The sequence below is a fragment of the Paenibacillus sp. UNC499MF genome, from assembly GCF_900107975.1.
In the GTDB taxonomy this organism is placed as follows: Bacteria; Bacillota; Bacilli; order Paenibacillales; family NBRC-103111; genus Paenibacillus_F.
On record NZ_FNVF01000013.1, the window covers coordinates 94699 to 120102 of the forward strand.

Annotated in this window: 26 protein-coding genes; 4 read left to right on the forward strand and 22 right to left on the reverse strand. The window is 57.1% G+C overall.

Annotated elements, in window-relative coordinates; all coding sequences use genetic code 11:
- Positions 1-47: 47 nt before the first annotated feature.
- The 4 genes from C4S74_RS21390 to fucU all read right to left on the reverse strand — a co-directional run bounded on the left by C4S74_RS21390 (position 48) and on the right by fucU (position 4533).
- On the reverse strand, positions 48-710 hold the full coding sequence (locus tag C4S74_RS21390; protein ID WP_103997372.1) for a class II aldolase/adducin family protein: 663 nt from the start codon (positions 708-710) through the stop codon (positions 48-50).
- Positions 703-2223, reverse strand: a complete 1521-nt coding sequence (locus C4S74_RS21395; RefSeq protein ID WP_103997373.1) for a rhamnulokinase family protein — start codon at positions 2221-2223, stop codon at positions 703-705. Before C4S74_RS21395 ends, C4S74_RS21390 begins: the two co-directional genes overlap by 8 nt.
- A gap of 27 nt (positions 2224-2250) precedes the next feature.
- A complete protein-coding gene (locus C4S74_RS21400; RefSeq protein ID WP_103997374.1) occupies positions 2251-4041 on the reverse strand; it encodes an L-fucose isomerase in 1791 nt (596 codons plus the stop codon).
- Positions 4042-4107: 66 nt separating this feature from the next.
- On the reverse strand, positions 4108-4533 hold the full coding sequence (gene fucU, locus C4S74_RS21405; RefSeq protein WP_103997375.1) for an L-fucose mutarotase: 426 nt from the start codon (positions 4531-4533) through the stop codon (positions 4108-4110).
- A gap of 126 nt (positions 4534-4659) precedes the next feature.
- Here fucU and C4S74_RS21410 point away from each other — a divergent pair, with 126 nt between their 5' ends.
- Positions 4660-5688 (forward strand): LacI family DNA-binding transcriptional regulator, encoded by a 1029-nt coding sequence (locus C4S74_RS21410; protein ID WP_103997376.1) that lies wholly within the window; start codon positions 4660-4662, stop codon positions 5686-5688.
- Here C4S74_RS21410 and C4S74_RS21415 read toward each other — a convergent pair.
- Together C4S74_RS21415 and C4S74_RS26700 are read right to left on the reverse strand one after the other, a co-directional pair.
- Entirely contained in the window at positions 5683-6738 is a 1056-nt protein-coding gene (locus C4S74_RS21415; RefSeq protein ID WP_103997377.1) for a CotH kinase family protein, read from the reverse strand. The genes C4S74_RS21410 and C4S74_RS21415 overlap by 6 nt on opposite strands.
- A gap of 140 nt (positions 6739-6878) precedes the next feature.
- Positions 6879-7424, reverse strand: coding sequence for a PE family protein (locus C4S74_RS26700; protein ID WP_181024493.1), 546 nt, complete (start codon positions 7422-7424; stop codon positions 6879-6881).
- A gap of 312 nt (positions 7425-7736) precedes the next feature.
- Here C4S74_RS26700 and C4S74_RS21420 point away from each other — a divergent pair, with 312 nt between their 5' ends.
- Complete coding sequence (locus C4S74_RS21420) at positions 7737-8420, forward strand: DUF2642 domain-containing protein (protein WP_103997378.1); 684 nt, start codon at positions 7737-7739, stop codon at positions 8418-8420.
- Between the two features lie 165 nt (positions 8421-8585).
- Positions 8586-9251, forward strand: coding sequence for a DUF2642 domain-containing protein (locus tag C4S74_RS21425; RefSeq protein ID WP_103997379.1), 666 nt, complete (start codon positions 8586-8588; stop codon positions 9249-9251).
- 178 nt (positions 9252-9429) lie between these two features.
- On the opposite strand, the gene C4S74_RS21430 is transcribed toward C4S74_RS21425, so the two are convergent.
- Genes C4S74_RS21430 through C4S74_RS21440 form a run of 3 tightly spaced genes read right to left on the reverse strand, consistent with a single transcriptional unit; the run spans position 9430 to position 11802 of the window.
- The gene (locus C4S74_RS21430) at positions 9430-10296 is read right to left on the reverse strand and encodes a MetQ/NlpA family ABC transporter substrate-binding protein (protein ID WP_103997380.1); all 867 of its coding nucleotides are present in this window, start codon (positions 10294-10296) and stop codon (positions 9430-9432) included.
- A 55-nt stretch (positions 10297-10351) separates the two neighbouring features.
- Entirely contained in the window at positions 10352-11020 is a 669-nt protein-coding gene (locus C4S74_RS21435; RefSeq protein WP_103997381.1) for a methionine ABC transporter permease, read from the reverse strand.
- The gene (locus C4S74_RS21440) at positions 11017-11802 is read right to left on the reverse strand and encodes a methionine ABC transporter ATP-binding protein (protein WP_103997382.1); all 786 of its coding nucleotides are present in this window, start codon (positions 11800-11802) and stop codon (positions 11017-11019) included. Before C4S74_RS21440 ends, C4S74_RS21435 begins: the two co-directional genes overlap by 4 nt.
- Positions 11803-12078: 276 nt before the next feature.
- On the opposite strand from C4S74_RS21440, the gene C4S74_RS21445 reads away from it, so the two are divergent.
- A complete protein-coding gene (locus C4S74_RS21445) occupies positions 12079-13425 on the forward strand; it encodes an LLM class flavin-dependent oxidoreductase (protein WP_103997383.1) in 1347 nt (448 codons plus the stop codon).
- A 257-nt stretch (positions 13426-13682) separates the two neighbouring features.
- Here the strand turns inward: C4S74_RS21445 and cysK are convergent, their stop codons facing one another.
- The 13 genes from cysK to C4S74_RS21510 all read right to left on the reverse strand — a co-directional run.
- Positions 13683-14648 carry a cysteine synthase A gene (gene cysK, locus C4S74_RS21450; protein WP_103997384.1) on the reverse strand — a complete coding sequence of 322 codons (966 nt, stop codon included), beginning with the start codon at positions 14646-14648 and terminating at the stop codon, positions 13683-13685.
- A 35-nt stretch (positions 14649-14683) separates the two neighbouring features.
- Entirely contained in the window at positions 14684-15247 is a 564-nt protein-coding gene (locus tag C4S74_RS21455) for an OsmC family protein (RefSeq protein WP_103997385.1), read from the reverse strand.
- A 188-nt stretch (positions 15248-15435) separates the two neighbouring features.
- The gene (locus C4S74_RS21460; protein WP_103997386.1) at positions 15436-16761 is read right to left on the reverse strand and encodes an LLM class flavin-dependent oxidoreductase; all 1326 of its coding nucleotides are present in this window, start codon (positions 16759-16761) and stop codon (positions 15436-15438) included.
- A gap of 24 nt (positions 16762-16785) precedes the next feature.
- Positions 16786-17268 carry a DinB family protein gene (locus tag C4S74_RS21465; RefSeq protein ID WP_103997387.1) on the reverse strand — a complete coding sequence of 161 codons (483 nt, stop codon included), beginning with the start codon at positions 17266-17268 and terminating at the stop codon, positions 16786-16788.
- A gap of 20 nt (positions 17269-17288) precedes the next feature.
- Complete coding sequence (gene solA / locus C4S74_RS21470; protein WP_103997388.1) at positions 17289-18449, reverse strand: N-methyl-L-tryptophan oxidase; 1161 nt, start codon at positions 18447-18449, stop codon at positions 17289-17291.
- Positions 18446-19639, reverse strand: a complete 1194-nt coding sequence (locus C4S74_RS21475) for an amidohydrolase (RefSeq protein ID WP_103997389.1) — start codon at positions 19637-19639, stop codon at positions 18446-18448. Before C4S74_RS21475 ends, solA begins: the two co-directional genes overlap by 4 nt.
- Positions 19640-19720: 81 nt before the next feature.
- Entirely contained in the window at positions 19721-20776 is a 1056-nt protein-coding gene (locus tag C4S74_RS21480; RefSeq protein WP_103997390.1) for an LLM class flavin-dependent oxidoreductase, read from the reverse strand.
- Positions 20777-20984: 208 nt separating this feature from the next.
- The gene (locus tag C4S74_RS21485; protein ID WP_103997391.1) at positions 20985-21737 is read right to left on the reverse strand and encodes an amino acid ABC transporter ATP-binding protein; all 753 of its coding nucleotides are present in this window, start codon (positions 21735-21737) and stop codon (positions 20985-20987) included.
- Positions 21734-22444 carry an amino acid ABC transporter permease gene (locus C4S74_RS21490; RefSeq protein ID WP_103997392.1) on the reverse strand — a complete coding sequence of 237 codons (711 nt, stop codon included), beginning with the start codon at positions 22442-22444 and terminating at the stop codon, positions 21734-21736. The genes C4S74_RS21485 and C4S74_RS21490 overlap by 4 nt, the downstream gene beginning before the upstream one ends.
- Positions 22434-23216 carry an amino acid ABC transporter permease gene (locus C4S74_RS21495; RefSeq protein WP_103997393.1) on the reverse strand — a complete coding sequence of 261 codons (783 nt, stop codon included), beginning with the start codon at positions 23214-23216 and terminating at the stop codon, positions 22434-22436. The genes C4S74_RS21490 and C4S74_RS21495 overlap by 11 nt, the downstream gene beginning before the upstream one ends.
- Positions 23217-23249: 33 nt before the next feature.
- Positions 23250-24119 (reverse strand): transporter substrate-binding domain-containing protein, encoded by an 870-nt coding sequence (locus C4S74_RS21500; protein WP_103997394.1) that lies wholly within the window; start codon positions 24117-24119, stop codon positions 23250-23252.
- 209 nt (positions 24120-24328) lie between these two features.
- Complete coding sequence (locus C4S74_RS21505; protein WP_103997395.1) at positions 24329-24868, reverse strand: GNAT family N-acetyltransferase; 540 nt, start codon at positions 24866-24868, stop codon at positions 24329-24331.
- Between the two features lie 243 nt (positions 24869-25111).
- Positions 25112-25404: IS3 family transposase (locus C4S74_RS21510; RefSeq protein WP_146065518.1), on the reverse strand; the 293-nt coding region annotated here is incomplete at its 5' end.

The window sequence follows — 25404 nt, forward strand, 5'->3', positions numbered from 1 at the left end:
GGGGACCGTTAGTCGGCAAACCGCCGGACAGCGGCCTACCTCCGAAGCTACTCTTTCATATTTTGAAGCAGCTGAACCCGGTAAGCTTCGCTTTCCAGCCCCTGAATCTCTTTGTATTCCTCTTCCGTCAGCCTTCTGGGCTCCCCGACCGATTTGGCGATCATATAAATTTTCGCGCTCTCTTCCATCACTTCGGTCCGGTAGTAAGCTTCCCGGAGATTTTTGCCCGTGGTCACCAGACCGTGATTTTTGAGCAGCATAGAGCTGTAACGGTCCGCTTTCTCCGCCACAAGATGAGCGAGTTTGTCCGTCGTCGGCACCACATAAGGGATAAACGCGACATCTCCTACAAGAGCCGCCTGATCAGGAAAAAGCATGGGCAGCTCGTCGTCCACGAGCGTCAAGGCAATGCAGTAGGCGGGGTGCGTATGCACGATAGCCTGGAGCTGAGGGTTCACCCGGTAGCAGAACAGATGCATCAGCACTTCGGATGAAGGCCGGAAAGCGGTATCCCCGATTTCACCGGTAGGAACGTGGACCGGCACCCATTGATGCGGCTCGATATCTTCCAGCGCAAATCCGCTGGGCGACAAGTACATATAATCCCCGTTCCGTGCGCTGATGTTGCCTCCGGGGCCGACCACGAGACCTTTCGCTACACTCTTGACGGCGTACTTCGTTAATTCTTCTCTGATTTTCCGTTCAGTCATTTCCGGTCACGCTCCTCTTGGGATGATGGGCATTAATCTTCCTGTAGTGCGCGTAAGCTTCCTGCCACCGGCCGGTGTCTTCGGGAGAATACACATCCGGCGGGAACGAGGCCAGCACGATCTGCCGCATTTCGTCTCGGGTATGCAGCTCGCCGCGGGCCTTCGCCTGCATGAGCAGGCTGCCGACGGCGGTCGCCTCGACCGGCCCCGCGATGACGCAACGGCCCGTGATGTTCGCCGTCAGCTGGCAGAGCAGCCGGTTCCGGATGCCGCCGCCGACCATATGGACAGCGTCCAGCCTGCGGCCCAGCAGCTCCTCGATTTCGCGCAGAGTCTGGCAGAATTTCATCGCCAGACTCTCCACGATGCAGCGGATCATCTGCGCCTTCGTCTGCGGGACGGGCTGGCCGGTCTGCGCACAGCGGCTGCGGATGCGCTCCGGCATGTTCCCCGGCGCCAGGAAGACGGGGTCTTCCGGATCGACGTAGGCCGCCGCGGCTTCTTCTCCCGCCGCCATCGCCTGCATGTCCGCGAAGGTGAGCGCTTCGCCTTCCAGCTCCCAGAACCGGCGGCATTCCTGGAGAAGCCACAGGCCCATGATGTTCTTCTGCAGCCGGATGCGTCCGTCCGCTCCGCCTTCATTCGTGAAGGCGAGCTTCCGGCTCCGTTCGGTGATAACGGGCCGCTCCGTCTCCACCCCCATCAGCGACCAGGTGCCGCAGCTGATAAACGCATAGCTGCCGCCGGCCTGCGCGGGGACGGACACTACGGCCGAAGCCGTGTCATGGGAAGCTGCCGCCACGACCGGGAAGCTGCGCATCTGCAGCTCCTCGGCCAATGCGGCGCGCAAACTGCCTGCGGCGGTTCCCGGCATCACGACGGGAGGGAACATCGCCCGCGGATGCGGAAGCAGGGCAAGCACTTCTTCATCCCAGCCGCGTTGCTGCGGGTCGAGCAGGCCGGACGTGCTGGCGATGGTGTATTCCGCCGAAATTTCTCCGCACAAATAATAGCGGAACAAATCGGGCATGAACAGCATCCGCACATCCTCTCCGGCCAGGGAGGCCGCCTCCCCTTCCGCTTCCAGCTGAAACAGCGTGTTGATGGACTGGGTCTGGATGCCTGTGCGCCGGTACAGTTCTTCTTCCGGCATCCGGCCCAGCACGCGCTTCATCGCGGACTCGTTCCGTGAGTCCCGGTAGTGGTAAGGATTACCCAGCAGCCTGCCCCTCCCGTCCACAAGTCCGTAATCCACGCCCCACGTGTCTACGGCAAGGGAAGCGGGAGCTTCCGCCGTAAAGGATTTGCAGGCACGGATGCCTTGGAGCATCTCGTGAAACAGCCGCAGAAAATCCCAGTGAAGACCGCCGCCAAGCCTGACGGGATCATTGGGAAAGCGGTGGATTTCCTCAACGGCCAGGCGTGATCCGTTATAAGTGCCGAGAACCGTCCGTCCGCTGCTCGCTCCGAAATCGACAGCCAGCATGTGAAGGCCGTTCTTTTCTACTCCCATGAAAAGTCTCCCTTCCTGCTCCGGCTTCTAGTTATACAGGGGACCGAAGTTTGCGCATGCGCGGAAGTCCGCCGCTTCTTCGTCCCGGGTTCCGAAAGAGCTCCATACGCGCGGCCGGAATATATTTTTCTCATCGACATTATGCATGGAAACGGGAATTCTCAGCATCGACGCCAGCGTAAGAAGGTCGGCTCCGATGTGCCCGTAAGAGATGGAGCCATGATTGGAGCCCCAGTTGTCCATCACCGAATACACGTCGCGGAAAGAGCCTTCCCCTGTCAGGATCGGCGCGAACCACGTCGTCGGCCACGTGGGATCGGTCCGCTTATCCAGCGCGTCGTGCACGTGATCCGGCAGATCGACGGTGTAGCCCTCGGCAAGCTGAAGCACGGGGCCGAGACCCTTCACCAGATTAATCCGGGACATCGTGACGGGCATGCCGCCCTTCGTCAGGAAGTCCGACGAGTAGCCGCCTCCCCGGAAATACTCCACGGCCGCGGGCCGCCAGGACGTTTCGCCGAGGCACTTGTCCACCTCTTCCTCCGTAATCTCCCAATAAGGCTTCATCGCGGGCGCACCGTCCCGGGATTGCTGTCCCGTACCGTCCAGTGCCGCCGGGCCGGAATTGATGAGATGAAGAACCCCTTGCTCCGCGGCGCCTTCCAGCGTATAACCCGTTACCCGCTTCACCGATTCGGGGCTCCAGTAGGTCCGGACGTCCGCAAAAATTTGGGCGGTGTGCGTCAGAAGATATCCCATCAGCATCGCAACGCCGTTCAAACTATCGTTCTCTGTGGCTACGAGATAGGGCGCTCTTCTTCCGTTCCAGTCAAAAGAGCTGTTCAGAATCGCTTCCATGAAATCCCCGTTCGGAAAATGATCCGTCCAGTGGCGCTGCCCCTGGAAACCGGACAAAATCGCGTTATGCCCCATCGCTTCCTCACCGAAGCCGAGTTCAGCCAGCTTTGGGTTCCCGGTCATCAGGTCGCGGACGATCAGGGACATTTTGACAACGGTTTCCCAGTCCTTGTCTTTACGTTCCCGCGACGTTTGAATGGCAGCAGGATTGTTGTCGGGGCCTTCCTTGCAGTTTTCCTTCACCCAGGCGAGAGCGAGCCCGAACTCCTCCTTGTCGTAAATCTCTTCCTCCATCCGGCGGACCAGCTCCGACATATCCACGTATTCATTGCGCATGCCAAGATAATTTTGGAAAAGCTCTTCATTGACGATCGAACCCGCAATTCCCATGGAAACGGAGCCGACGGACAAGTAAGACGTTCCTTTCATAACCGCCACGGCCAGAGCGGCTCTCGCAAAACGGAGCAGCTTCTCCCGCACGTCTTCGGGAATGCCGGCCGTGCCCGCGTCCTGCACATCCTTCCCGTAAATACCGAACGCCGGAATCCCTTTCTGCGCATGGGCCGAAAGCACCGCGGCCAAATAAACGGCGCCCGGACGCTCCGTTCCGTTAAAGCCCCATATTGCGTTCGGGATGGAGGCGTTCATATCCATCGTTTCGGTTCCGTAACACCAGCAAGGAGTTACGGTGACGGATACGCCCACGCCCGACCGGGCGAATTTGTCCGCCGCCGCCGCCGCTTCCGCAACGCCGCCGATACACGTGTCGGCGATGACGCATTCCACCGGCGTTCCGTCGGGATAGCGCAAATGGCCGCTGAGCAGAGCGGCTGCCGCCTTGGCCATGTTCATCGTCTGTTCTTCAAGCGATTCGCGCACCCCTTTGCGGCGTCCGTCGATGGTCGGACGGATACCAATTTTCGGGAAAGGACGGCTCCATCTGTGTTCACGGTTATTCATTTGATCTTCCTCCTCGGTAGGGTTATCGATAAACCATTGTCTATAAAAGGGTCTTTCGCAGACAAATTAAGTAACTACGCCTTTTCTTAAAATAACGTTGGCATATAAAGCGCTTTCACTAGTGGCGGCAATGGCATAAGCTTCCTTAGCCCGTTCGTAGAAAGCGAATCGCTCCAGCTGTCCGATCGTGACGCCAGGCAGATGCTTTCCGATCACTTCGGCATACGTTTCCCAAATCACCGGCTGAACCGGATCGCCCGGAACGACTGCCATAAGCGTAACCGGCTGATTTCCATATGTATCGAGCGGGAACAAAGCAAGAACCGCCTCCAACAGCTCGGGCACGCCGTGACCGTCACAGCGGACGAGACGTCTGGCATGGCTCGCCGCCGGAAAGTTGCCGTCCCCCAGGACGATTTCGTCACCGTGGCCCATTTCCATCAGCACTTTCAGGAGTTCCGGCGAAAGAATGGATGGAATTCCTTTCAGCATCCGTTTGTCTCCTCTCTGCAATTCAATTAGAGTTACCGATAACACAAAATTAACAGCTGCCTCTCTTGCTGTCAACGATTTTCTTTTATACAATTAACTCACTTAAGCATGAAAAGGTGATAACGATTGATTACCATCTATGATATAGCCGAAAAGGCAAATGTCTCCGCTATGACCGTTTCCAGAGTTATCAATAACTCGGGAAGAATCAGCGAGGCGACACGCAAGCGCGTTCGCAAGGTGATGGAGGAGCTGAATTATATCCCCAATTCCATGGCCCGCGGGCTCGTGCTGCAAAAAACGAAGCTGCTGTCGCTGCTGATCACGGATATTACGAATCCTTTCTACACGACGATTGCGCGGGGAGCCGAGGACACGGCGAAGCGGTCCGGCTACAAGCTTCTGTTCGGCAATAGCGACGAGGATTACGGCAAGGAAAAGGACTACGTGGAGATGATCCTCTCGACCCGGGTGGACGGCGTCCTGTTCGCGCCTACCGGAGACGCTTCCCTTGATCAGCTGCGCCAGCTGCAAAAGCACGGGATTCCGTTCGTGATTCTGGACCGTGAAGTTCCCGGGATCGAAACGGATGTCGTCCTGGGCGACAGTAAAGAAGGAGCGAGAAAGCTTGTCGAGCATCTGATCGGCCTCGGGCACCGGCGCATCGCTCTGGTCAACGGTTCCCCTGATGTTTCCACGGCCCGGCTCAGATATACCGGCTACCGGGAAGCTCATCTGCTCGCCGGACTTCCGGTCGACGAAAGCCTGGTCGTGTCGCTGAACTACCGCGAGTTTCAGGACGAAGCCTCGCTGCAGGCGCTGCTCGCGCTCCCTTCCCCGCCGACTGCGATTTTCGCGGCCAACAACCTGCTCGCCGTAGGGATTATTCAAGCGCTCCGCCAGAGAGGCTTGTCCGTGCCGGGAGAGATGTCGGTCGTCTGCTTCGACGATTTCGGCCCGGCCGAGACCGTCAATCCTTTTCTGACCGTAGCTTCCCAGCCCGCCTACCAGTTCGGAGCCCTCGGCATGCAGCTTCTGATCGAACGGATCGAGAACGGCCCCGGTCCGGAGAGCCGCAAAATCATGCTGCCCTCCGAACTTCTCGTCCGTTCCTCGACCCGCGCACGGGACCGGCGGACCCCGGCTGACTTATAACAGCCGGATTCCTTCCCGGATATCCTGCCGCCGGTCCCGGATATACTGTTCGATCACGTCAGGCTCCGAACGGAACAACGACAGGCCGGTTTGGCGGCCGGGGTCCTTGTATACGTCCCGGGCAATGTGCCCGTGCATCTCGTACACAACCGGCATGATCCGTTCCTTCGTAAACACCGTATCCGTGAGCTGTTTCAGAAGAGCTTTATACCGCTGCCGCGCCTCCTTGCTTTCCAGCACTTTTTCGGTCAAATCGTTGTATCCCGTGATCCTGACGAGATTACTGTTCACTCTTTTTCCGTAACAATTGCGTCCCCAGCTGCCCTCATAATCCCAAGGAATCATCCGGTACTTCCCGGTCGGTTTGTGCTCATAGATCGCATAATTATGCTCGAATCCGTCATAATTCCCCGTCATCACGGCTCCGGCCAGCCATCGCAAGTAATTGTCGAGATCCACGTGTTTCCCCAGAAAAGCCTTTAGCCGGTCTCCCTTCAGCGCATGCAGGGACTGGATGAAGGCTTTCATCTTCTCCCGGTCCTGACCCGTTCCGATAATGAGATCGTATCCGGCAAACAAGGTCTTTTTGCGCTTGCGGGTATCCGGATCTTTCAGTGAAAAATTCGCCCGGTCGTTGCTCGCATACATAAGAGACTTCATAAGAATGCCCCGCCGACGGAAAAAAGACCGCTTAACCGCCTCGATCAGCACGTACACGCCTTCGTTTCTGCCGTCGATCGTCAGCACGACGTGGCGGGTATGCGGACTCGGCACGCCGATCATCCGGAAAAACCGGAACGACAGCGCGTTGCGTATCAGCGAAGGATCGTCGTATTCCGCATTGAGATGGTAGGTCCTGCCCTTTATGCGGAGTTCATACGATTTTTTCGCATATTCGCGCGTATGACCGCCCCGGTACCCGATCCGGATAGGTACGCTGCCGCTCCCATCCGACAGAACGGCCGGTACGAATCGGCTGCTCCACACGTTTTGCCGCAGTTTGCGGTCCGCCCCGGAACCGACAGTTAGTTGAAATTGAGGAAGCGACATAAGATTCTTCCGCCTTTCGCTATAAGAAAACAGCCTATCCGTCAGGATAGGCTGTTCTCGTTACGTTACCTTATGCGAAATGCTGGCGCGGCGGCACGGCGGTTGCCTTACTTCTGCCTCATCCGGTGCGGTCGGAATGCTTAGCAGCCTTTCGATTTGCCTCCTGTACGTTTGCCTCCCGTACGACCATGCGTGCGATTACCGCCTGTACGGCCTCCCGTACGACCATGCGTGCGATTACCGCCTGTACGGCCTCCCGTGCGGCCATGCGTATGGTTACCGCCTGTGCGGCCCCCCGTCCGGTTGCCTCCCGTATGACCGTGCGTACGTTTGCCTCCTGTACGGCCCTCCGTACGGTTGCCTCCCGTATGACCGTGCGTACGTTTGCCCCCTGTACGGCCCTCCGTACGGTTGCCTCCCGTATGACCGTGCGTACGTTTGCCCCCTGTACGGCCCTCCGTACGGTTGCCTCCCGTATGACCGTGCGTACGTTTGCCTCCCGTATGGCCATGCGTGCGGTTACCGCCTGTACGGCCTCCCGTACGGTTTCCTTCTGTACGGTTACCGCCTGTGTGGCCATGCGAACGGTGTCCATGCGAGCCGAGGGGTCCTCTCAAGCTTGTAACCGCCTGCGCTTTCTCATCGTTGGCCCACCAGTCTTCGAATAAATCCGGAAATTCTGTCATGTGATGTTCCTCCTTCTATTAAGATAGTACATCTTATGAAGGTGCTTTCCGGTTGGTATGGTTATTGGTACTCGCTTGTTCGAATTGAGAGTTTGTCCTCTATCATTTGTTCTAGCACCACAAGCGGAATCAAAAAAAAATAGATAGACAACCAGTACCGTTTCTTATCCGGCACATATAAATAGATACCAGATAGAGCTAAATGACAAATGAAAGGAGGCGATGACCTCACGGTGCCGGCAAGTATTAAAAAGAAGCGCATGAACAAAGCTTTCAAACCACAAACCAACAACTTGAGAGGGGAACACCAACATGTCCGTTAACGAACTGGGTTACGTTGTGAATCTGATTGGAGAAGAAGTTAAGATCAACCGGGGCGGTCCCGATTCCGTAACGGGAAAACTGATCAATGTTCATACCGATTATTTATCCTTGCAAACCAATGAGGGAGTCATTTACATTAACGCCTCTCATATCAAAAGCGTAACGGAAAGCGCGGGAAAAACCGAATATCCGAGTTACGCGAATGTCGTTTCGGCATATGACTTCCAGGAACTGCTCAAAAAATTCCATCAAAAATTCGTGAGAATCAACCGCGGCGGCCCTGAGAAGATCGAAGGCGTCATCGCTGAAGTCAAACAAGATTACCTCGTATTGGTCGTAAACAACGAAGTCGTCCGGATCGCGCTTTTCCACATTAAAAGCATCGGTATCGCTTCCTCGAACAAAAGCGGCGGCAATCAGAAGAACCAAAGCAAAGGCGGCCAAACCCGTGGCAATCAAACCCGCGGCAATCAAACTCGCGGCAACCAAACTCGCGGCAATCAAACCCGTGGTAACCAGACTCGCGGCAATCAAACCCGCGGCAACCAAACCCGCGGCAACCAGACTCGCGGCAATCAAACTCGTGGCAATCAAACCCGCGGCAACCAATCTCACCGCAATCACACAAAAGGATTCACAGGCAGCGGCAATCCGTTCCGTTTATTCTTCTAAATGCGTGATATATCCCCTCGTTTCAGCTCCTCCGATTCAAAAGCGGCGGCCGCTCACCGGCCGCCTCCACTTCCGTTTTTACAGGTCTGCGGGATGTCAACGTCTGTTCCCTATAGACATGCTGTCCCCGAAATCTTTTGCAGGACTAGGAAAGGAGGAAATGCGATGAAGCTTCTGCACTCTTTCCTGGGTAAACTTGTCGACGTCGGCTTATCCGGAAAAAAACTGCCCCTCCGGGGTTCCCTTATAGATGTGGGCAACGATATTATCGTTCTCCACAACGGAAGCCAGTTCACTTACATTCCCACTCTTCATCTTCAATACATGACCTTGGCGGAAGATCCGACCGCCGTCGATCCCGCGCCCCAGCCTGAACTTCCATTCGATCATTCCGAAATTGCATACCGCAAAATTTTAATGAACGCCAAAGGCATTTTCAGCGAAATTTCCATCAGCGGCTCTCAGTCTTTGCACGGGTATGTCACAAGCATTATGAATGATTTCTTCGTTTTCTTCTCCCCCGTTTACCGCACGGTATACATTTCATTGGAACATGTGAAAAGCATAACCCCGTATATTTCCAACACGACGCCCTATTCTCTCGGTCAGGACCGGTTTCCTCTTCACCCCACGGGTACGACACTGTCAAGAACGTTCGAGCAGCAGCTCAAAAAACTGGTCGGCGAATTAGTCGTCTTTAATCTGGGAGAAGCCCCCAATAAAATCGGCCGCCTTAACGTGGCGGAAAACAACATGCTGGAGCTTGTTACGGCGAACGGCCAGCAGCTCTTCATGCACATGAGCCATGTCAAATCGGTTCATCTGCCTTAATCTTGACCGTCATACAGTCGCGTATAACGCGGCTTTTTTAATGCTCCGTTTTCCCGAAGACCGCGAGATATCGGTTCTTTTCGCCGTACTGCCGGCACCCGCTAAAAAAAGACACGGCACCCCGGATACAGGTCTGCCGCGTCTTATTTTTTCGGATATACGGTTATGGCTCCGTCAGCTAAAAAGCCGGCACAACGGCAACGCCATATTTGTCCTGGATGAATTTTTTTACCTCGGGACCGGTAAGCGCCGCATCAAGCTTTTTGATTTCATCCCGGCTCTCGTCGCCTTTGCGGACAACGATCACATTCGCGTAAGGAGAGTTGGCGTCCTCCCGGAATAAGGCCGACTTGGGGTCAAGCTTGGCTTCAAGAACGAGATTGGTATTGATAACGGCGCCGTCCAAATCGGGCAGCGCCCTCGGAAGCGTAGCGGAGTCCGTTTCGAAAAACTTCAGGTTTTTCGGATTGTCCACGATATCTTTAGGCGTGGCCTCGTAGGTGGTCAGTCCGTCCTTCAGCTTGATAAGCCCCTGCTGCTGCAGCAGAACCAGCGCCCGGTATTCGTTGGACGGGTTGTTCGGAATGCCGATTTTCGCTCCGTCTTTGATCTCATCCTTGGACTTCAGCTTGCTCGAATAAAATCCGATCGGTTCCACATGAACCTTGGCCGTCACCGCAAAATCAAAGCCCTTCTCTTTTTTGACCGAATCCAGGTACGGCACGTGCTGGAAATAATTCGCGTCAATCTGTTTGTCTTTCAAGGCCGGATTCAACTGGCCTTCGTCATCGAACACTTTAATGTCCAGATGGATTCCCTGCTCTTTCAATTTCGGTTTTACGACCTCCAAAATTTCCGCATGCGGCACGGCTGCCGCTCCGACGGTGAGCTTCACCTCTTTGGCGGGTTCCTTGGACGCTCCCGGCGTACTTCCGGTTTTCTCCGAAGCGGCAACCTCTCCTTTGCCTTGGCTGCCGCATCCGGCGGCCGTTAACGTGACAGCCAGCAGAATGGCGGCAATAGCACTAAGTCGTGTAGATGTCATGGAATACGCCTTCTTTCTTCTATGTAATGGATAAAAAAATCATAATGGCCGACTCTTACTCCAGTTTGTAGCGCTTGCGGATGACCGATTTGGCGATAGAGTCGCCGGACCACTGAATAATCTGGACGATCAGAATAATGAGAATAACCGTGGCGATCAGGATATCTTCCCGGAACCGCTGATAGCCGAACCGGATGGCGAGGCTGCCGAGCCCGCCTGCCCCTATGGCGCCCGCTACCGCCGTAAATTCCGTGATCGCGATGACGCCGATCGTGACCGCCCGGATCAAGGCCGGCAGCGCCTCCGGGATCAGTACGCGGAGTATGATGGTCCACGGCGAGGCGCCGACCGATTTGGCCGCTTCGATCTTGCCGGAGCTGACTTCTTTCAGCGAATTTTCGATGATCCGCCCCAGAAACGGAGCGGCACCGATCGAAAGGGACACAATCGCCGCCGTAGGTCCGAGGGTCGTGCCGACAATGAGCCGGGCAAGCGGAAGAAGCAGCACGATCAGAATGATGAACGGCAGTGACCTTACCGCGTTGATGGCGGCGCCGATCACTTTATGCAGCCTCGGCGCCGCAAGAATGCCGCCTTTTTCCGTAACCACTAAAGTAATGCCGAGCGCACTGCCAAGCAGAAAAGCGAACAGGGAAGACCAGACGACCATAAACAGCGTCTCCTGCAACCCTTCGACCAGCAGGTCGACCAAATCGTCTCTCATATGCCTGCCCCCGCTCCTTCCAGGACCGTCCGCTCCCTGCGGTAATGGTCGATAATGCTGACGAATCTTCTTGCGGTATCGCTCTCCGGCTGGAGAAAGAACTTATCCACGGTTCCGGTCTCTACAATTCTACCTTTTTCTATGACCGCCATATTGCGGCAGATATGCTGGAGAACGTCCAGCTCGTGCGTGATCAGCACAATCGTCAAGTTCAGCTGGCGGTTAATATCTTTGAGCAGCTCCAGCGTCGAATACGTCGTTTGCGGGTCGAGCGCCGAGGTCGCCTCATCGCTCAGAAGGACGTCCGGTTCGTTCACCAGCGCCCGGGCAATGCCGACCCGCTGCTTCTGGCCTCCGCTGAGCTGGGACGGGTAGACGTTCTCTTTGTCCCCCAGCTGCACCAGATCCAGAATCTCTCTTACTCTCTCGGCCAGAAGCGGTTTCGGAACGCCCGCCACTTTAAGAGGGAACGCCACGTTCTGGAACACCGTTTTCGAATCAAGCAGATTGAACTGCTGAAAAATCATGCCGATTTTACGGCGGGCCATCCGCAGTTCTTTCTCGTCCAGGTCCGTGATGCGCAGCCCCTCGATTTCCACGGTGCCCGAATCGGGCTCCTCCAGCCGGTTGAGGCAGCGGATTAACGTGGATTTCCCCGCCCCGCTAAATCCGATAATGCCGAAAATATCCCCCTTTTGTATGCGCAGATTGATGTTTTCCAGGGCCGTTACGGGCCCGTCGGCGCTTTTGTACGACTTGGTCAGATTTTCTACGAGAATCATGTGCTACACCTGCCCGGAAATTTTTTCAATAAAAAAAACCAAGCCCATCTTACCGGCCGTCCGGTAAAGAGCTTAGTTTCCAGTGATCTGGTCAACTAACGACTTATGAAGTTATTTCCGACTAAACCAATGTCTTTTGTTTAATTTATCTCAGCTTTTCCCTCTTGTCAACCGCCTTTTGAGAATAAAAAACGAGGATTGACGGCCTCCGGAGCTTGATGTTAATGTTTAACATATTATTCCTATGAAATAACTAGGTTATAAGGAGGAACGCCATTGACAGCCAAAAGACAGATCAAGCTATCCGCCTACCTCGTAGGCACCGGAATGCATGTCGCCTCGTGGAAACATCCGAATGCGCAGAGAAGCGCCAGCATCTCCATCGACTACTACAAAACACTCGCCCGGACGGCCGAACGCGGCAAGTTCGATATGGCTTTTATCGCGGACAGTCTCGCCATTAACGAGGATTCCCATCCGAATATCCTGAACCGTTTCGAGCCGGTTACCCTTATCACGGCGCTTGCGGGCGCCACATCCAAAATCGGCGTCGTCGCCACCGCCTCCACGTCCTACATCGAGCCGTTCAATCTGGCGCGTTCCCTGCTGTCCGTCGATCAGATCAGCAAAGGCCGGGCGGGCTGGAATATTGTGACGACACGCGATCTGTCCGGCAGTACGGCCCGGAATTTCGGAGCCCAGGATCACCTGGAACATGGCTTCCGTTACAAAAGAGCGGAGGAATTCGTCGAGGTAGTGACGGGGCTCTGGGATTCGTGGGAGGACGATGCCTTTGTTCAGGACAAGGAAAGCGGTGTTTTCTTTCAGCCGGATAAAATGCACCGTCTTAACCATCAAGGCGAATTTTTCTCCGTCGAGGGACCGCTGAATATCGCGCGTTCACCCCAGGGGTATCCGGTGCTGGTGCAGGCCGGGACCTCCGAATCCGGACAGCAGTTTGCCGCCAAGCGGGCGGAAGTGATTTTCTCCATCAAGTACAGCAAGCGGGAAGCCCGGGAGTTTTACGACGCGTTCAAAAGCAAAGCCGCCTCTTTCGGCCGTTCCCCCGACGAGGTCGTTATTTTGCAGGGGATCTTTCCGGTGATCGGTTCAACCCAGGAGGAAGCCGACGAGAAATACAGGCAGCTCGAATCGTATATTTCCGAGGCAACGGGTTTCAGCTTCCTGAAAGATTATTTCCCCGGTGTCGATTTTGCGGGTTTAACGCTGGAATCGCGAGCCGCCGATGCGGGTCTGGACCGCCTCCGGCTGGACAAATCCGATTACCGGAAGCACCAGCCCGTTATCGCCCGGGAAAATCCGACGCTCCGTGAAGTCTACTCGCTTCTTACGGGCTCTTTCAGCCGGGAGGACTGGGTCGGCACCCCCGAGAAAATTGCGGATACGCTTGAGGAGTGGTTTACGGAGCGCGCAGCCGACGGTTTTATGCTCATGGCCCCGCTTCTGCCGGACGGGCTTCACGATTTCGTGGAGGAAGTCGTGCCGCTTCTTCAGCGGCGCGGACTTTTCCGCACGGAGTATACGGGCGATACGCTCAGGGAGCATCTCGGTCTTCTCGTGCCGGAGAACCGCTACTCCCGGGTAGAAGCCTCCCGGCCGTAGGCGGGCACTCGCAAGCTCGCCGGCAGGCGGCCGCCTGCGCTGTGACAGGCATTCGCAGCGGTATGTGCCGCCGCAAATGCACACCGAAAAGGAGCCCCGATTGTTCGGGCTCCTTTTCGGTGCGTGCGCGCTCGACCGGGGGTCGCTTCGGCGAGTTCGGGCCGCCGTACCGGTACGGCGCCTCCGATAAACGGCTGCACGCCGGCATGTCGCCTATACGGCCATATGTCGGCATCTATCGGCACGGCACTGCGAATTCAAGCATCGTAAAGCCCCGTGCTTAAATATCGCTCCCCCGTATCGGGAGCGATGCAAAGCACTTTTTTCCCGCTTCCGAGCTTCTTGGCTACCCGCATACCCGCCCATACGGCCGCTCCCGAAGAAGGACCGAGAAGAAGCCCTTCCCGGCGTGCAAGCTCCCTGGCCGTCTCGTGCGCGTCCTCGTCCCCGACCTGCAGCACCTCGTCGTAGAGCCGCGTATTGAGGACCGGCGGAATAAAGCTGGGACTGATTCCGGGGATGCGGTGAGTCCCCGGCTCGCCGCCGGAAAGTAGAGGCGAGCAGCGCGATTCGACGACATAAATGCGTAAATCCGGCAGTCTGGATTTAAGCGCCTCCCCCGTGCCCGTTATCGTGCCGCCGGTGCCCGAGGTACATACGAATGCGTCCAGCCTCCCCTGCATCTGCTCCCATATTTCCGTAGCGGTCGTAAACCGGTGGACGTCGGCATTGCCGGCATTCTCGAACTGGACGGGAACGAAGCTTCCGGGAATCCGGCGTTCCAGCTCCCTTGCCCTGCGCAGACCGCCTTCGATCTTTTCTTCCGCCGGGTAAATGACGACAGCCGCCCCGTATGCCTGCAAAATTCCCGCCCGCTCCGAAGACATGTTATCGGACATGATCACGATAAGCTTGTAGCCCTTGACCGCCGCTACCATCGCCATGCCGATGCCCGTATTGCCGCTGGTCACTTCGATGATCGTTCCGCCGGGGAGCAGCCTGCCGTCCCGTTCCGCCTGCTCGATCATATGCCGGGCCGCACGGTCTTTTACGCTTCCGCCCGGGTTGAACGACTCCAGCTTAACGTAAAGCTCGGCGTCATTCTCACCCGGCAGCCGCCGGATACGGACGGCCGGAGTATCCCCGATCAGCTCCAATACGCTGCCCGCCATTGCGGGACTGTATCCGGCTCCCTTCACTTCTTCCCGGTCTCTTGCAGACATGAGAGATGCCTCCTCCCGCCTCCGGGATTGTGATATCAGCTTCCGATCGTCACTTCTCCCGCCTCTCCGCTGCCGGAAGAATGCAGGACTTTGCCCGTTATTTCCTGGGGTCGCTGCAGCAGATTCAGGATGGGACAGACTTCCTCGACCCCCCGGTGAAGCTCGGCGATTTCTTCTTGGGAAGCGGCCGACTCGATGTGCAGCGTGTAGCGGATGTTATGAGGCCAGAAGGGGATCTCCTCGTAACCGTCTTTTCCGGCGAACTTGTGGAGCTCGCCTTCAACCTCTACTTCCAGCGACTCCAGCGGGACTCCGCGCAGAGCGGCTTGAATCAGCGTAATGTGCGTCAGGCAGCTTCCGAGAACGCCGAGCTGAATCTCCGCCGAATTCGGTCCGAGATCGAAGCCGGCAAAATCCGGCAGGCTGTCGCTGAGAATCTGGAAATTCCGGATCCGGATTTCCCTTACGCCGCTCCTGTCCTTCGCTCTTACCTTTGCTTTCAGCACGTCCGAAGGCTGATTCGCGACTCTCTTGCGCTCCTCTTCGCGCTGCTCCAAAGACTCTTTTTTGGCGGCCAAATACTCGTTTAACTGGCTCATAACGCTCACTCCCGTTCCTATGGATTGAACTGCCGTTCCCTGCCTGGCCCCGCCCACTCTGAAGAATTCTTCAGGAAAACGGGTCAGGTTACGATTCCCCTGCGAGCGGACTCCCCGCCCACGACACTCATCTCACGCATATGCTCTGTGCAGCAGTGCTACAATGCCGCCAACTCTGTCAACCCGGCTCACACCGTCTCCGGCTGTTTCGTATACCGGTTGGCCGGTACCGGAAGCCCCAGGTTGCCCCGAAGCGTATCGCTTTCGTACTCCGTACGGAAAATGCCCCGCTGCTGGAGGATCGGCACGACATGATCCACGAAATCCTCCAGACCGCTCGGTACGGCGGCGGAAAGCATAAAGCCGTCCACGGCGCCCGCTTCGAAATATTCCTGGATAAGATCGGCGACCTTCTCCGGCGTTCCGACAAAGCGCCCTTTGGGCGTAGCGGCCTGAAGAGCCACCTGACGGAGCGTAAGGTTCTTCTCCTTCGCTTCCTCCTTGATTTTGTCCGTCCCGCTCTGGAAGCTGTTCTTGCCCAGATCGCCCAGTTCCGGGAACGGCTCATCCAGCGGATATTGCGAGAAATCGTGATGCTCGAAAAACCGGCCCAAATAATCGAGCGCCGTCTCGATCGTCACGAGGTCCGCCACCTCCTGATATTTGCGTTCGGCTTCCTCCTCGGTCGACCCGATAATCGGCCCGATCCCCGGGAAAATAAGCACTTCGTCCGGCGAACGCCCGTGCGACGCCGCCCTTTCCTTCACTTCCTTGTAAAAGCGGACGGCGTCCTCCAGATTTTCCTGCCCGGCGAAAATGGCATCCGCCACTTTAGCCGCATAGTTTTTGCCCACTTCGGAGGCTCCCGCCTGAAAAATAACCGGCTGCCCCTGTCTGGAACGGGCAATATTCAGCGGTCCCCGGACGGAGAAAAATTCTCCCCGGTGATTCAGAGTGTGCAGCTTCTCCGGATCGAAAAATACGCCCGACTTCTTATCCCGTACGAATGCGTCGTCTTCCCAGGAATCCCACAACCCTTTCGTCACTTCCAGGTATTCTTCCGCGATTTTATAGCGCAGATCATGCTCGGGATGCGGTTTTCCGTAGTTTAACGCGGAGCCTTCGAGCGGAGAAGTGACGACGTTCCACCCCGCGCGTCCTCCGCTGATGGCGTCGAGAGAAGCGAACTGCCGGGCGACCGTAAACGGTTCGCTGTACGAGGTCGACAAGGTCCCCACGAGACCGATATGTGTGCTTACGGCAGCCAAAGCGCTCAGAATCGTAATCGGTTCGAAGCGGTTCAAAAAATGCGGAATCGACTTCTCGTTGATATACAAGCCGTCGGCGATGAAGATCAGATCGAACTTGCCCGCTTCCGCCTTCCGCACCCATTTTTTGTACAGCTCGAAATTCACGCTCGCGTCCGGCTGCGCGTCGGGGTGCCTCCACATCGCCGGATTACCTCCGACACCGTGCAGAAGCGCGCCCAGCTTCAACTGTCTTTTTTTACTCATGATCCTTCTCCCCTTCCGCTATTGTCACACCGCCGCTACCACGGATTTGATCCGCTCGATTTGCGCCAGGTGGGTCTGCACATGCGCCGTAAAAGCATTCACGACAGACGCCAGAGTTACGCTTTCCCCTTTGAAATTGACACCGGTTTTCTCCCAGTCCGCTTCAGTAAGCCGCCGGAACAAAACCGCGTTGTACTGCAGCAGCGCCGCATAACCGTCCAATAGCTCGGAAACGCCGCTTTCGTTCGCCCGCTGTCCTTCCACCCACGGGTCCTGCGCGAATCCCGGCAGGATTTTATCCGAGCCCGCCAAAATTTCACGGATGCGGAAGGAGACTACGATATTGTGATCGGCCAGATGCGCCAGCACCTCCGTAATGCTCCATTTTCCCGGAGCTTCTTTCCGCTTGAGCTGCTCTTCGTCCAATCCCTCGATCGCCAGTTTTAATTGATTGTATACCGATAAGTAAAGTTGGATATCAACGTTTAAAATGCCTGAACCGCTCATTTATTTTCCTCCTTATGGAGTCATCCGGAGACCATGGGACCCGGGGACCCTTGTGTAAAACGCGACAAAGCAAACGGCCTGGTATCGAACGGCGTCCGTCCGTACAGCGTTAAATCGGCGAGAATTTCTCCGACGACACTCGAAAACTTGAACCCGTGACCCGAGAATCCTCCCGCCAGAAGAACGGACGGATGAGCCGGATGACGGTCGATAATAAACTGCTCATCGGGCGAAAGCTCGTATTTGCAGACGGCTCCCCGGTTCAACCGGCCTGCCGCCTGTGGCAGATAAGCTTCCAGCGCCCGGCGCAGGTCTCCCTCGTCCTCATCGTAACGGCCGAAAGGCTCCAGTGCTTCTCCCGCCGTCCATTCCACGCCGGTGTCGTGTCTGCCGATCTTGACTCCCGCGCCGCCGATGTCCGGAAAGCCGTAGTAGCCTCCCTCGCCGCCGCCTATCGTGAAGCCCGGGAAGCGTCCCGCATCGAACAGGGGCCGTTTCGGCTGAAACCAGCCTACCGCTTTGCGGACCGCCCGGACGGGCAGCTTCACAAACGGCTCCAGCGTGCGGAACCAGGCGCCGGTCGCGAGGATCGCCTGCTGCGCGTGGTACACGCCCTGATCCGTATGGACGGCGACGCCGCCTTCCCGGGCATAAAGCTGGCGCACGGGCGTATCCGGCAGCAGGCGGGCTCCCGCCTCTTCGGCCAGCCTCCGGTAAGCGGAGACACACTTCTCGCTGAACAGGTAGCCGGCGTCCGGCTCATACATTCCGGCGAAATGCGCCGGAAGCTCGAAGCCCGGCCACCGGCGGCCGATCTCCGCCGCGTCCAGCAGCTCGACGCGGACGCCCAGCTTCCGGGCGTCTTCGGCCCGGCTGCGGAACGCGTCCGCGCCCGCGATGTTGATCACGCCGGACGGGACTGACAGCTCTGTGCCGGTCTCCGCCTGGAGCTCATCCCAGAGCTCCTGGGCGCGCAGCGCCATCGTGATGTAGGCGGGGCCTCCGCTGTAAGCGTGGCGGATAAGCCGGGGCTCCCCGTGATGGCTGCCTTCCCCGTGCGGCGGGTTGAAGGCGTCGATGAGCAGCGTCCGCGCCCCCTGCTTCGCCAGGTGGTAGCCCGCGCTCATGCCCATCGAGCCCGCCCCGACCACGATGACGTCATACGTCATCCCGCCGTTCACCCGTTCTCTCCGCTTGCGGGCCGCTCCGAGAGTTCCAGGAGCGTCCGGACGGCAAGCTCCGAGAAAAATCGCGCGCTCACCGGCAGGGCCGCTTCATCCAGATCGAACGCCGGATGATGCCACTCGTGCGGTCCATCGGTCCCGACGAAGACGAACAGCCCGGGGACTTCCCGCTGATAGAAGGCGAAGTCTTCTCCCGCCGGAGACGGTACAGGCGTAATCGCGCTGTAGCCGAGGGCGTCCGCCGTGGTTCTCGCAAGCGCGGCCAGCTCGGCCGAGTTGTTCACGGGAGGCGGCCCCTGAATCCAGCGGAGCGACGCTTTCGTCCCGCCGGCGGCCGCCACTCCCTCGACAACTTCGCGGAAGCGCGTCAGCACGCGGCTCCGGACGCCTTCGTCAAAGGTGCGGATCGTGCCTTCCAGCAGCGCTTTCTCCGGAATGACGTTCCAGGCGGTGCCGCTGTGCAGCTTCGTTACGCTGACGACGGCGCTGTCCAGCGAGCTGATATTGCGGCTGACGATGGACTGGACCGCCGAAACGATCTGCGCGGACGCCACGATCGGATCGCTTCCGGCTTCGGGCAGGGCCGCATGCGAGCCCCGGCCCTCAATCTCGGCGATGAAGCCGTCCGCGGCCGCCATCAGCGGGCCTTCCTTGATGCCGATCGTTCCTACCGGCAGATCCGGCTTGTTGTGCAGCCCGAACACGGCCCGCACATTCTCCAGCGCCCCGCTGCCGATCACTTTGAGAGCGCCGCTCGCTTTCTCCTCGGCCGGCTGGAAAAGGAAGCGGACCGTTCCCGGCAGCTCCTCTTCCTTCTGCTTGAGCAAATAAGCCGCCCCGAGAACGGCCGCCGTGTGAAAATCGTGCCCGCAGGCGTGCATTTTCCCCGGAATCTTGGACGCGTAAGGAAGGCCGGTCTCTTCCTGGATCGGCAGCGCGTCGATGTCAGCGCGTATGGCGACCACCGGGCCCGGACGCAGCCCCCCGACTTCGGCAATCAGCCCGGTCCGCAGGGAGTAAGGGGCGATGCGGATGCCGGCTTCCTCCAGCCAGGCTTTAATAAAAGCCGTCGTTTCGAATTCTTCGTGAGACAGCTCCGGATTCTCGTGCAGATGGCGCCGGACCGCGACGAGTCTTGCGGCAAGCTCTTCCAGCCGCTCCTGCTGCGCCAGCGTTTCGCTAGTCATGGCTTTCGTCCTCCTTTTGACTGCAACTGCTTAAAGCTGCTTAAGAAAAGTGATCCTTGCTATAGTACGGCGAGAACGACTTTAAGCCTCGACCGAAACGGGCTGTCCCGCCGCTGCCGTGTCCACAGACGTGTCCTCGCCCGACAGCGCTTCAATCAGCAGCTCGAACGAGCGGATCCGCTTCGCAAAATCTTTGACCGCGGTCAAAACGATAAATTCGTTCACGCCGGTCGCCCGCTGCAGCTCCAGCAGCTCTTTTTTCACTGTTTCGATCGTCCCTTTCGTCACCGTGGGCTCCTTCACCTCGATCGTGAAGTTCTCGCTGCTCTGCTTTCCGAATTCCTCCGCATGTTCCAAGGTGCTGACCGTAATCGTGCGGCCGCTCTCCAGATGGATTTTGACCAGCTTATGGTCCCCGGCCAGCTCCGCCGCTTCTTCCTCGCTCCCGGCAGCGATGACGGACAAAGCGAGTATGGCCGCCGGCTGCGCGCCGTCCGCGTAATTGAACTCGCTCCGGTACGTGCCGATGGCTTCCACGGCCGTCTGCGGATCTCCGTTGATAAACAGCGAGAACACGTAAGGCAGGCCCAGCTCCGCCGCGATCCGGGCGCTTCCCGTGCTCGCTCCGAGTACGTAAAGATCCGCGGGCCGCTCCGGTACCGGATTCGCACGGAGACCGGCCAGCGGGTGATCTTCTTCCAGCCGGTTGTGCAGAAATTTGCGCAGCTCGGCGATTTTGTCCGTCAGGGAATCGGGGTCGACCACGTTCTTCTGCAGCGCCTGCGTCGATCTCGGCAGACCGCCGGGAGCGCGGCCGATCCCCAGATCGATCCTTCCCGGTCCAAGCGCCGACAGCACGTTGAAGTTTTCCGCAACCTTGTACGGGCTGTAATGCTGAAGCATGACGCCTCCCGATCCGAGCCGGATGCGTTCGGTTTTGGCCAGCAGATGGGAGATCAGCACCTCCGGTGAAGAACCGGCGACATGCGCGGAATCGTGATGCTCCGCCACCCAGAAACGGTGGTAGCCAAGCTCCTCCGCCCGCCGGGCCAGAGCAACGGTCCGCCTGAAAGCCTCCGTCCCGGTGTCGCCTTCGTAGATAGGGGTCTGGTCCAGAATACTCAGTTTAATGGCCATATCTTGCTTCCTCCTTATGAGAAACGGATCCCGGCCGTGCAGACGGAACCGTTTATGCACTTGCGGTTTTGCACTTGCGGTTTTGCACTTGAAGGTTTTGCACTTATGTCTTTATAGGTACGTTTTACAGGTACGGTTTACAGGTACGTTTTACAGTTAAGGTTTTACAGTTGCGTTTTAGCAGATCCGACTTTTACGCCCCGCGTTTTTAAATGGAATAGCTCAGTTCGGGAGTGATCCGCTTCAGAAATTGCCGGGTCCGTTCTTCCTTGGGCGCGTTGAACAGCTCTCCCGGCGGACCTTCCTCGACGATTACGCCGCCGTCCATAAAGACGACATGATTGGATACTTCTCTGGCGAATCCCATTTCATGCGTCACGACAATCATCGTAATGCCCTCTTTGGCGATTTTGCGGATGACTGCGAGCACTTCGCCGACCAGCTCGGGGTCCAGAGCCGAGGTCGGCTCGTCGAACAGGATGACTTCCGGATTCAGCGCCAGTGCCCGTGCGATTCCGACGCGCTGCTGCTGACCGCCGGACAACTGGCTCGGGTAGGCGTCCAGCTTCCCTGATAATCCGACTTTCAGCAGCACTTCCGCGCTTCGCGCGCGCGCCTCGTCTTTCGGAAGCTTCTGCGCGACGACAAGTCCTTCCATCACATTTTCCAGAACAGTCTTGTGTTTGAACAAATTGTACTGTTGGAACACCATGGCCGTTTTTTTGCGCAGCGTATGAATATCTTTGCGGCCCGAGCGCTTGCAGTCGACGGTAAAATCCCCGATCGTCACCTCGCCGGCGTTCGGCTTTTCCAGAAAATTAATGCACCGCAGCAGCGTCGTTTTGCCCGATCCGCTCGGACCCAGGATAACGACGACTTCCCCTTTATGCACGGTCAGGTCGATGCCTTTCAGCACTTCCTGCTTCGCGAACGATTTTGAAATGCCGGTCAGTTTGATCATGCCACTCCACCCCGATTGTAAAGAGTAAACCGCTTCTCCAGAGCGGACGATGCCTTTTCCACCAGGACCGTAATCCCCCAGAACAGAAGAGCGGCCGCTATATAAGCTTCGAAAAACTTCCAGTTCGTAGACGCCACGATGTTGGCTTGGGCGTTAATTTCCACCACCGAGATGGTAAAAGCGAGCGTAGTCGCATGCAGCATGGAAATGACGGAGTTCGTCAAATTGGGCAGACTGACCGCAAACGCCTGAGGAAACACGATGCGCCGCAGCGCCTGCGGAGTCGTCAGTCCTACGGCGTAAGCCGCTTCGATCTGCCCCCGGTCTACCGCCCCGATGCCTGCCCGGACCACTTCGGACATATAAGCTCCCGCCGTGATGGAGAACGCGATGATTACGAAAGCGACGAGCGGGATGGAACCCGAGTTAAAGGACCATCCGTAACGGTCCGCCAGCGTATCCAGCACGGCCGGAAGTCCGAAATAGACGAGGAACAAGTGCATCAGCATCGGCGTTCCCCGGATAAAGGTCACGTATGCAACCGCCGCCTGATACAGGACCGGCACCCGGTAAATGCGTACCAGCGCGATGGCCGTGCCGATCAGCAGCCCACCGGCAACGGAGACGGCAGTAACATACAGGGTGACCGGCAGAGCCGACAGCAGGCTCAGAAAGGCCGTCCCGATGAAGGAAGGATCAAGGTTCATAGCCCGGCGCCTCCTTTTTGATTCCCGGCTGGAGCCGTCTGAAGATGTTCGGGCGCGCAGCCGTTCTGCCTGCCGTGTCCGCCAGCGGCCTGCTGTGGCGCAGCAGCCTTTTCTCGGCGGCATCGAAGCCTTTCTGCAAAATAAAGCTGACGACGAAATAAATAAGCGACAGCGCGATATAAATTTCGATAAAATGCTGCGTCGCCGTGCCCAGCGTCTCGGATTTGCCGGTCATTTCCATAACGCCGAGCGTAAAGGCGAGCGAGGAGTCTTTCAGGTTGCCGATGACCAGGTTGCCGAAAACGGGCAGCGCGATCCCCAGTGCCTGCGGCATAACGATCCGGGTGAATGCCTCGTACCCGTTCATGCCGACCGCGTAGGCCGCCTCCACCTGCCCCCGGTCTACGGCCGCCACCGCCGACCGGATCATCTCGCAGACATAGGCGCCGGTATGCAGCGAATAAGTGAGAATAACGAACAGCAGCACCGGCGTTTTGGACACGTCCACCTGGACGATTTTCAATAGTTCCGGCAGTCCGTAATAGATCAGGAACAGTTGGATGAGAATCGGCGTCCCCCGGAAGAAGGACACGTAAACCTGGCTGATCCGCCTTAGGACGGGCACGTCATACAGCCGGGGCAAAGCGACAAGAAACCCGATGATCAGCCCCAGCGCGATGGAGCTTCCCACGATCAGCAGCGTAATGTGCAGATAGGAAAGCAGCTTCGGAATAAAGAAGAAGATATAGTCCGCCTCGAATCTTCTGCCCATGATACCACCTCTCTCGTACGAACCTTCGGGTTCTTATTTCTTCTGCGTGCCCACGTGCGAGAAGTCCTGACCGAGCCACTGGACGCTCAGCTTGGACAACGTTCCGTCCGCCTTTACTTCCTTGATCGCCTGATCGATCCGGTCGGCCAGTTTTCCGTCCGTTTTGCGGAATACATACAGCACATCCGACTCCGTGAGCGGCTCGCCGACCGTTTTCAGCGCGACCTTGCCGTCTTTGTCCGTATAGTTGCGGAGAGCGAAATCCGACGTTACGGTGGCGTCGATGCGCCCTTTGCGGATTTTGTCCACCAGATCGTTGGCCGTGGCGTTGTCGTACACGATCTCGATGGCGTTGTTGTTTTTCTTGTTGTACTCCTGAAGGATGTACGCTTCGTTGCTTGTCGCTCCGGTGCGGACTTTTTTGCCTTTCAGATCGTCAATGGTTTTGATGGTATCGTTATTGATCTCGACGGCGACTTTGTTCAGGAAAATGCTGTACGGCTCTTTATTGAACAAATATTTTTGTTCGCGCTCCGGATTTTTCTCCATTTGATGGGCGATCAAGTCGATCTTGTTCGTTTCCAGGCTGAGCAGCAGACTCTGAAACTCCATCGTTTTGAATTCGAACTCGTATTCCGGTATCCGCTTGTCGAGCTCTTTGATCAGCTCCACGTCAAATCCCGTCAGCTTCCCGTTCTGGTCGATAAAGCACACCTGCGGGAATTTAGTCCCCGTACCTACGATAACCTTCTTGGCCTGGCCCGCCGGGCTTTCTCCCGGTTTCTCCGCTGCCGCAGGCGTCGCTCCTCCGCCCGTTTCAACGGCTTTGCCGCAGCCGGCAGACACTGCCGCCAGCACTAAAATTCCCGCTCCCGCCAACCATTTGTTTACCTGTTTCTTCATTAGACTTGCTCCCCCGCTTCATTATGAATAATTAAAACTATATAGTGATCGTCCAGCCCCGAGTGAAGTGCGAACTATGCGGCGTATATTTCTTGCGGCTGAAGGTCTGCCTGTATCGTCGTGCTTTGTAAGCATGTCTGTTCAGATTCCCTGCACATGCTTTCTCTTTGCCGACCGCCTTGCCTGTGGCTCCTATGTACCGGATTCTTCTATGAGGCCGTAAAAAAGGCGGATTCGTGCAGTTCCAGCCGGTAGCTCTTCACAAGAACCTCGCCGTTATGGAACTCCTTGTCAAACGCGCGCCGGAACCCCAGCCGTTCGTACAGGCTTACGGCGGATGCCATCATATCGGACGTATGAAGATGAAGCGTAGAGGAACCGAGCTCCAGAGAGCGCCTCGCGCTTTCTTTAATGAGCTCCGTCGCGATGCCTCTGCCCCGAGCCTCCGGCGATACGGACAAGTAGCGGATAATCGGCGTATCGATTTCCAGCTCCGGCCTGCCGTAAGCGGCCTCCGAGGAAACGAAAAGCTGGACGGTGCCGACGATTTTCCCTTCCGCCTCGGCTACGAGCCGTGCGACGGGATTGCCTTTGTCGGCGGCCGAGCCGATATCTTCGCGGTACTGCTGCCATCTTTGCGCGGACATAACGTCCGCATACTGCAAATAAGCTTCAAGCATCACCGTGCGGACCGCCTCGCGATCCGCCTCTGCCGCTTCACGGATGACGATGGAGGGTGAGCTTCCCATTATTCTGACACTCCTTTTTCTCCCAGGTGTGGAACTGCGCGTAACAACGCAAAAAGCCAGAGAGGTCACTAGAAGCGACTTCTCCGGCTGTCCGGTCGATACTCGACAATTCAAAGCGGAATACTAAGTTTTTAATACTGTACCATTAAAGCGGGACGTTATCAACCATTTTTTGCAAGCGCAAAAAGAAAAACCACTGAGGTCGTCTGGTCAAGCCCCCATTTAACGGACATTGAAAAAAGCCTAGGCTGCAAGCTGGCGTCGATACTCCATCGGCGTCAGCTTGTTTAGCTTTCGCTGTGGACGATGATGGTTGTAAAAATGGATGTAATCCGAAATTCTTTTTTGTGCTTCATCAAGACTTCGGATATTATACAAATAGAGCCCTTCCGTTTTGAGATGCGAGAAGAAGCTCTCCATGGAGGCATTGTCTAAACAATTGCCCCGCCTAGACATGCTGATTCGGGCGCCAACCTTTGGCAGCATGTCGTGATACGCGTGAGACGTGTACTGGAATCCTTGATCGCTGTGAACGA

Excerpts from the sequence above, each read along its gene's own strand:
- C4S74_RS21480 (WP_103997390.1), bottom strand. The coding sequence starts at position 20,776 with ATGGCCATTAAACTGAGTATTCTGGACCAGACCCCTATCTACGAAGGC.
- C4S74_RS21425 (WP_103997379.1), top strand. The coding sequence starts at position 8,586 with ATGAAGCTTCTGCACTCTTTCCTGGGTAAACTTGTCGACGTCGGCTTA.
- C4S74_RS21430 (WP_103997380.1), bottom strand. The coding sequence starts at position 10,296 with ATGACATCTACACGACTTAGTGCTATTGCCGCCATTCTGCTGGCTGTC.
- C4S74_RS21415 (WP_103997377.1), bottom strand. The coding sequence starts at position 6,738 with ATGTCGCTTCCTCAATTTCAACTAACTGTCGGTTCCGGGGCGGACCGC.
- cysK (WP_103997384.1), bottom strand. The coding sequence starts at position 14,648 with ATGTCTGCAAGAGACCGGGAAGAAGTGAAGGGAGCCGGATACAGTCCC.
- C4S74_RS21390 (WP_103997372.1), bottom strand. The coding sequence starts at position 710 with ATGACTGAACGGAAAATCAGAGAAGAATTAACGAAGTACGCCGTCAAG.
- C4S74_RS21400 (WP_103997374.1), bottom strand. The coding sequence starts at position 4,041 with ATGAATAACCGTGAACACAGATGGAGCCGTCCTTTCCCGAAAATTGGT.
- C4S74_RS21505 (WP_103997395.1), bottom strand. The coding sequence starts at position 24,868 with ATGGGAAGCTCACCCTCCATCGTCATCCGTGAAGCGGCAGAGGCGGAT.
- C4S74_RS21490 (WP_103997392.1), bottom strand. The coding sequence starts at position 22,444 with ATGAACCTTGATCCTTCCTTCATCGGGACGGCCTTTCTGAGCCTGCTG.
- C4S74_RS21495 (WP_103997393.1), bottom strand. The coding sequence starts at position 23,216 with ATGGGCAGAAGATTCGAGGCGGACTATATCTTCTTCTTTATTCCGAAG.
- C4S74_RS21435 (WP_103997381.1), bottom strand. The coding sequence starts at position 11,020 with ATGAGAGACGATTTGGTCGACCTGCTGGTCGAAGGGTTGCAGGAGACG.
- C4S74_RS21485 (WP_103997391.1), bottom strand. The coding sequence starts at position 21,737 with ATGATCAAACTGACCGGCATTTCAAAATCGTTCGCGAAGCAGGAAGTG.
- C4S74_RS21460 (WP_103997386.1), bottom strand. The coding sequence starts at position 16,761 with ATGAGTAAAAAAAGACAGTTGAAGCTGGGCGCGCTTCTGCACGGTGTC.
- C4S74_RS21465 (WP_103997387.1), bottom strand. The coding sequence starts at position 17,268 with ATGAGCGGTTCAGGCATTTTAAACGTTGATATCCAACTTTACTTATCG.
- C4S74_RS21475 (WP_103997389.1), bottom strand. The coding sequence starts at position 19,639 with ATGACTAGCGAAACGCTGGCGCAGCAGGAGCGGCTGGAAGAGCTTGCC.
- C4S74_RS21500 (WP_103997394.1), bottom strand. The coding sequence starts at position 24,119 with ATGAAGAAACAGGTAAACAAATGGTTGGCGGGAGCGGGAATTTTAGTG.
- C4S74_RS21420 (WP_103997378.1), top strand. The coding sequence starts at position 7,737 with ATGTCCGTTAACGAACTGGGTTACGTTGTGAATCTGATTGGAGAAGAA.
- C4S74_RS21395 (WP_103997373.1), bottom strand. The coding sequence starts at position 2,223 with ATGGGAGTAGAAAAGAACGGCCTTCACATGCTGGCTGTCGATTTCGGA.
- fucU (WP_103997375.1), bottom strand. The coding sequence starts at position 4,533 with ATGCTGAAAGGAATTCCATCCATTCTTTCGCCGGAACTCCTGAAAGTG.
- C4S74_RS21455 (WP_103997385.1), bottom strand. The coding sequence starts at position 15,247 with ATGAGCCAGTTAAACGAGTATTTGGCCGCCAAAAAAGAGTCTTTGGAG.
- C4S74_RS26700 (WP_181024493.1), bottom strand. The coding sequence starts at position 7,424 with ATGACAGAATTTCCGGATTTATTCGAAGACTGGTGGGCCAACGATGAG.
- C4S74_RS21440 (WP_103997382.1), bottom strand. The coding sequence starts at position 11,802 with ATGATTCTCGTAGAAAATCTGACCAAGTCGTACAAAAGCGCCGACGGG.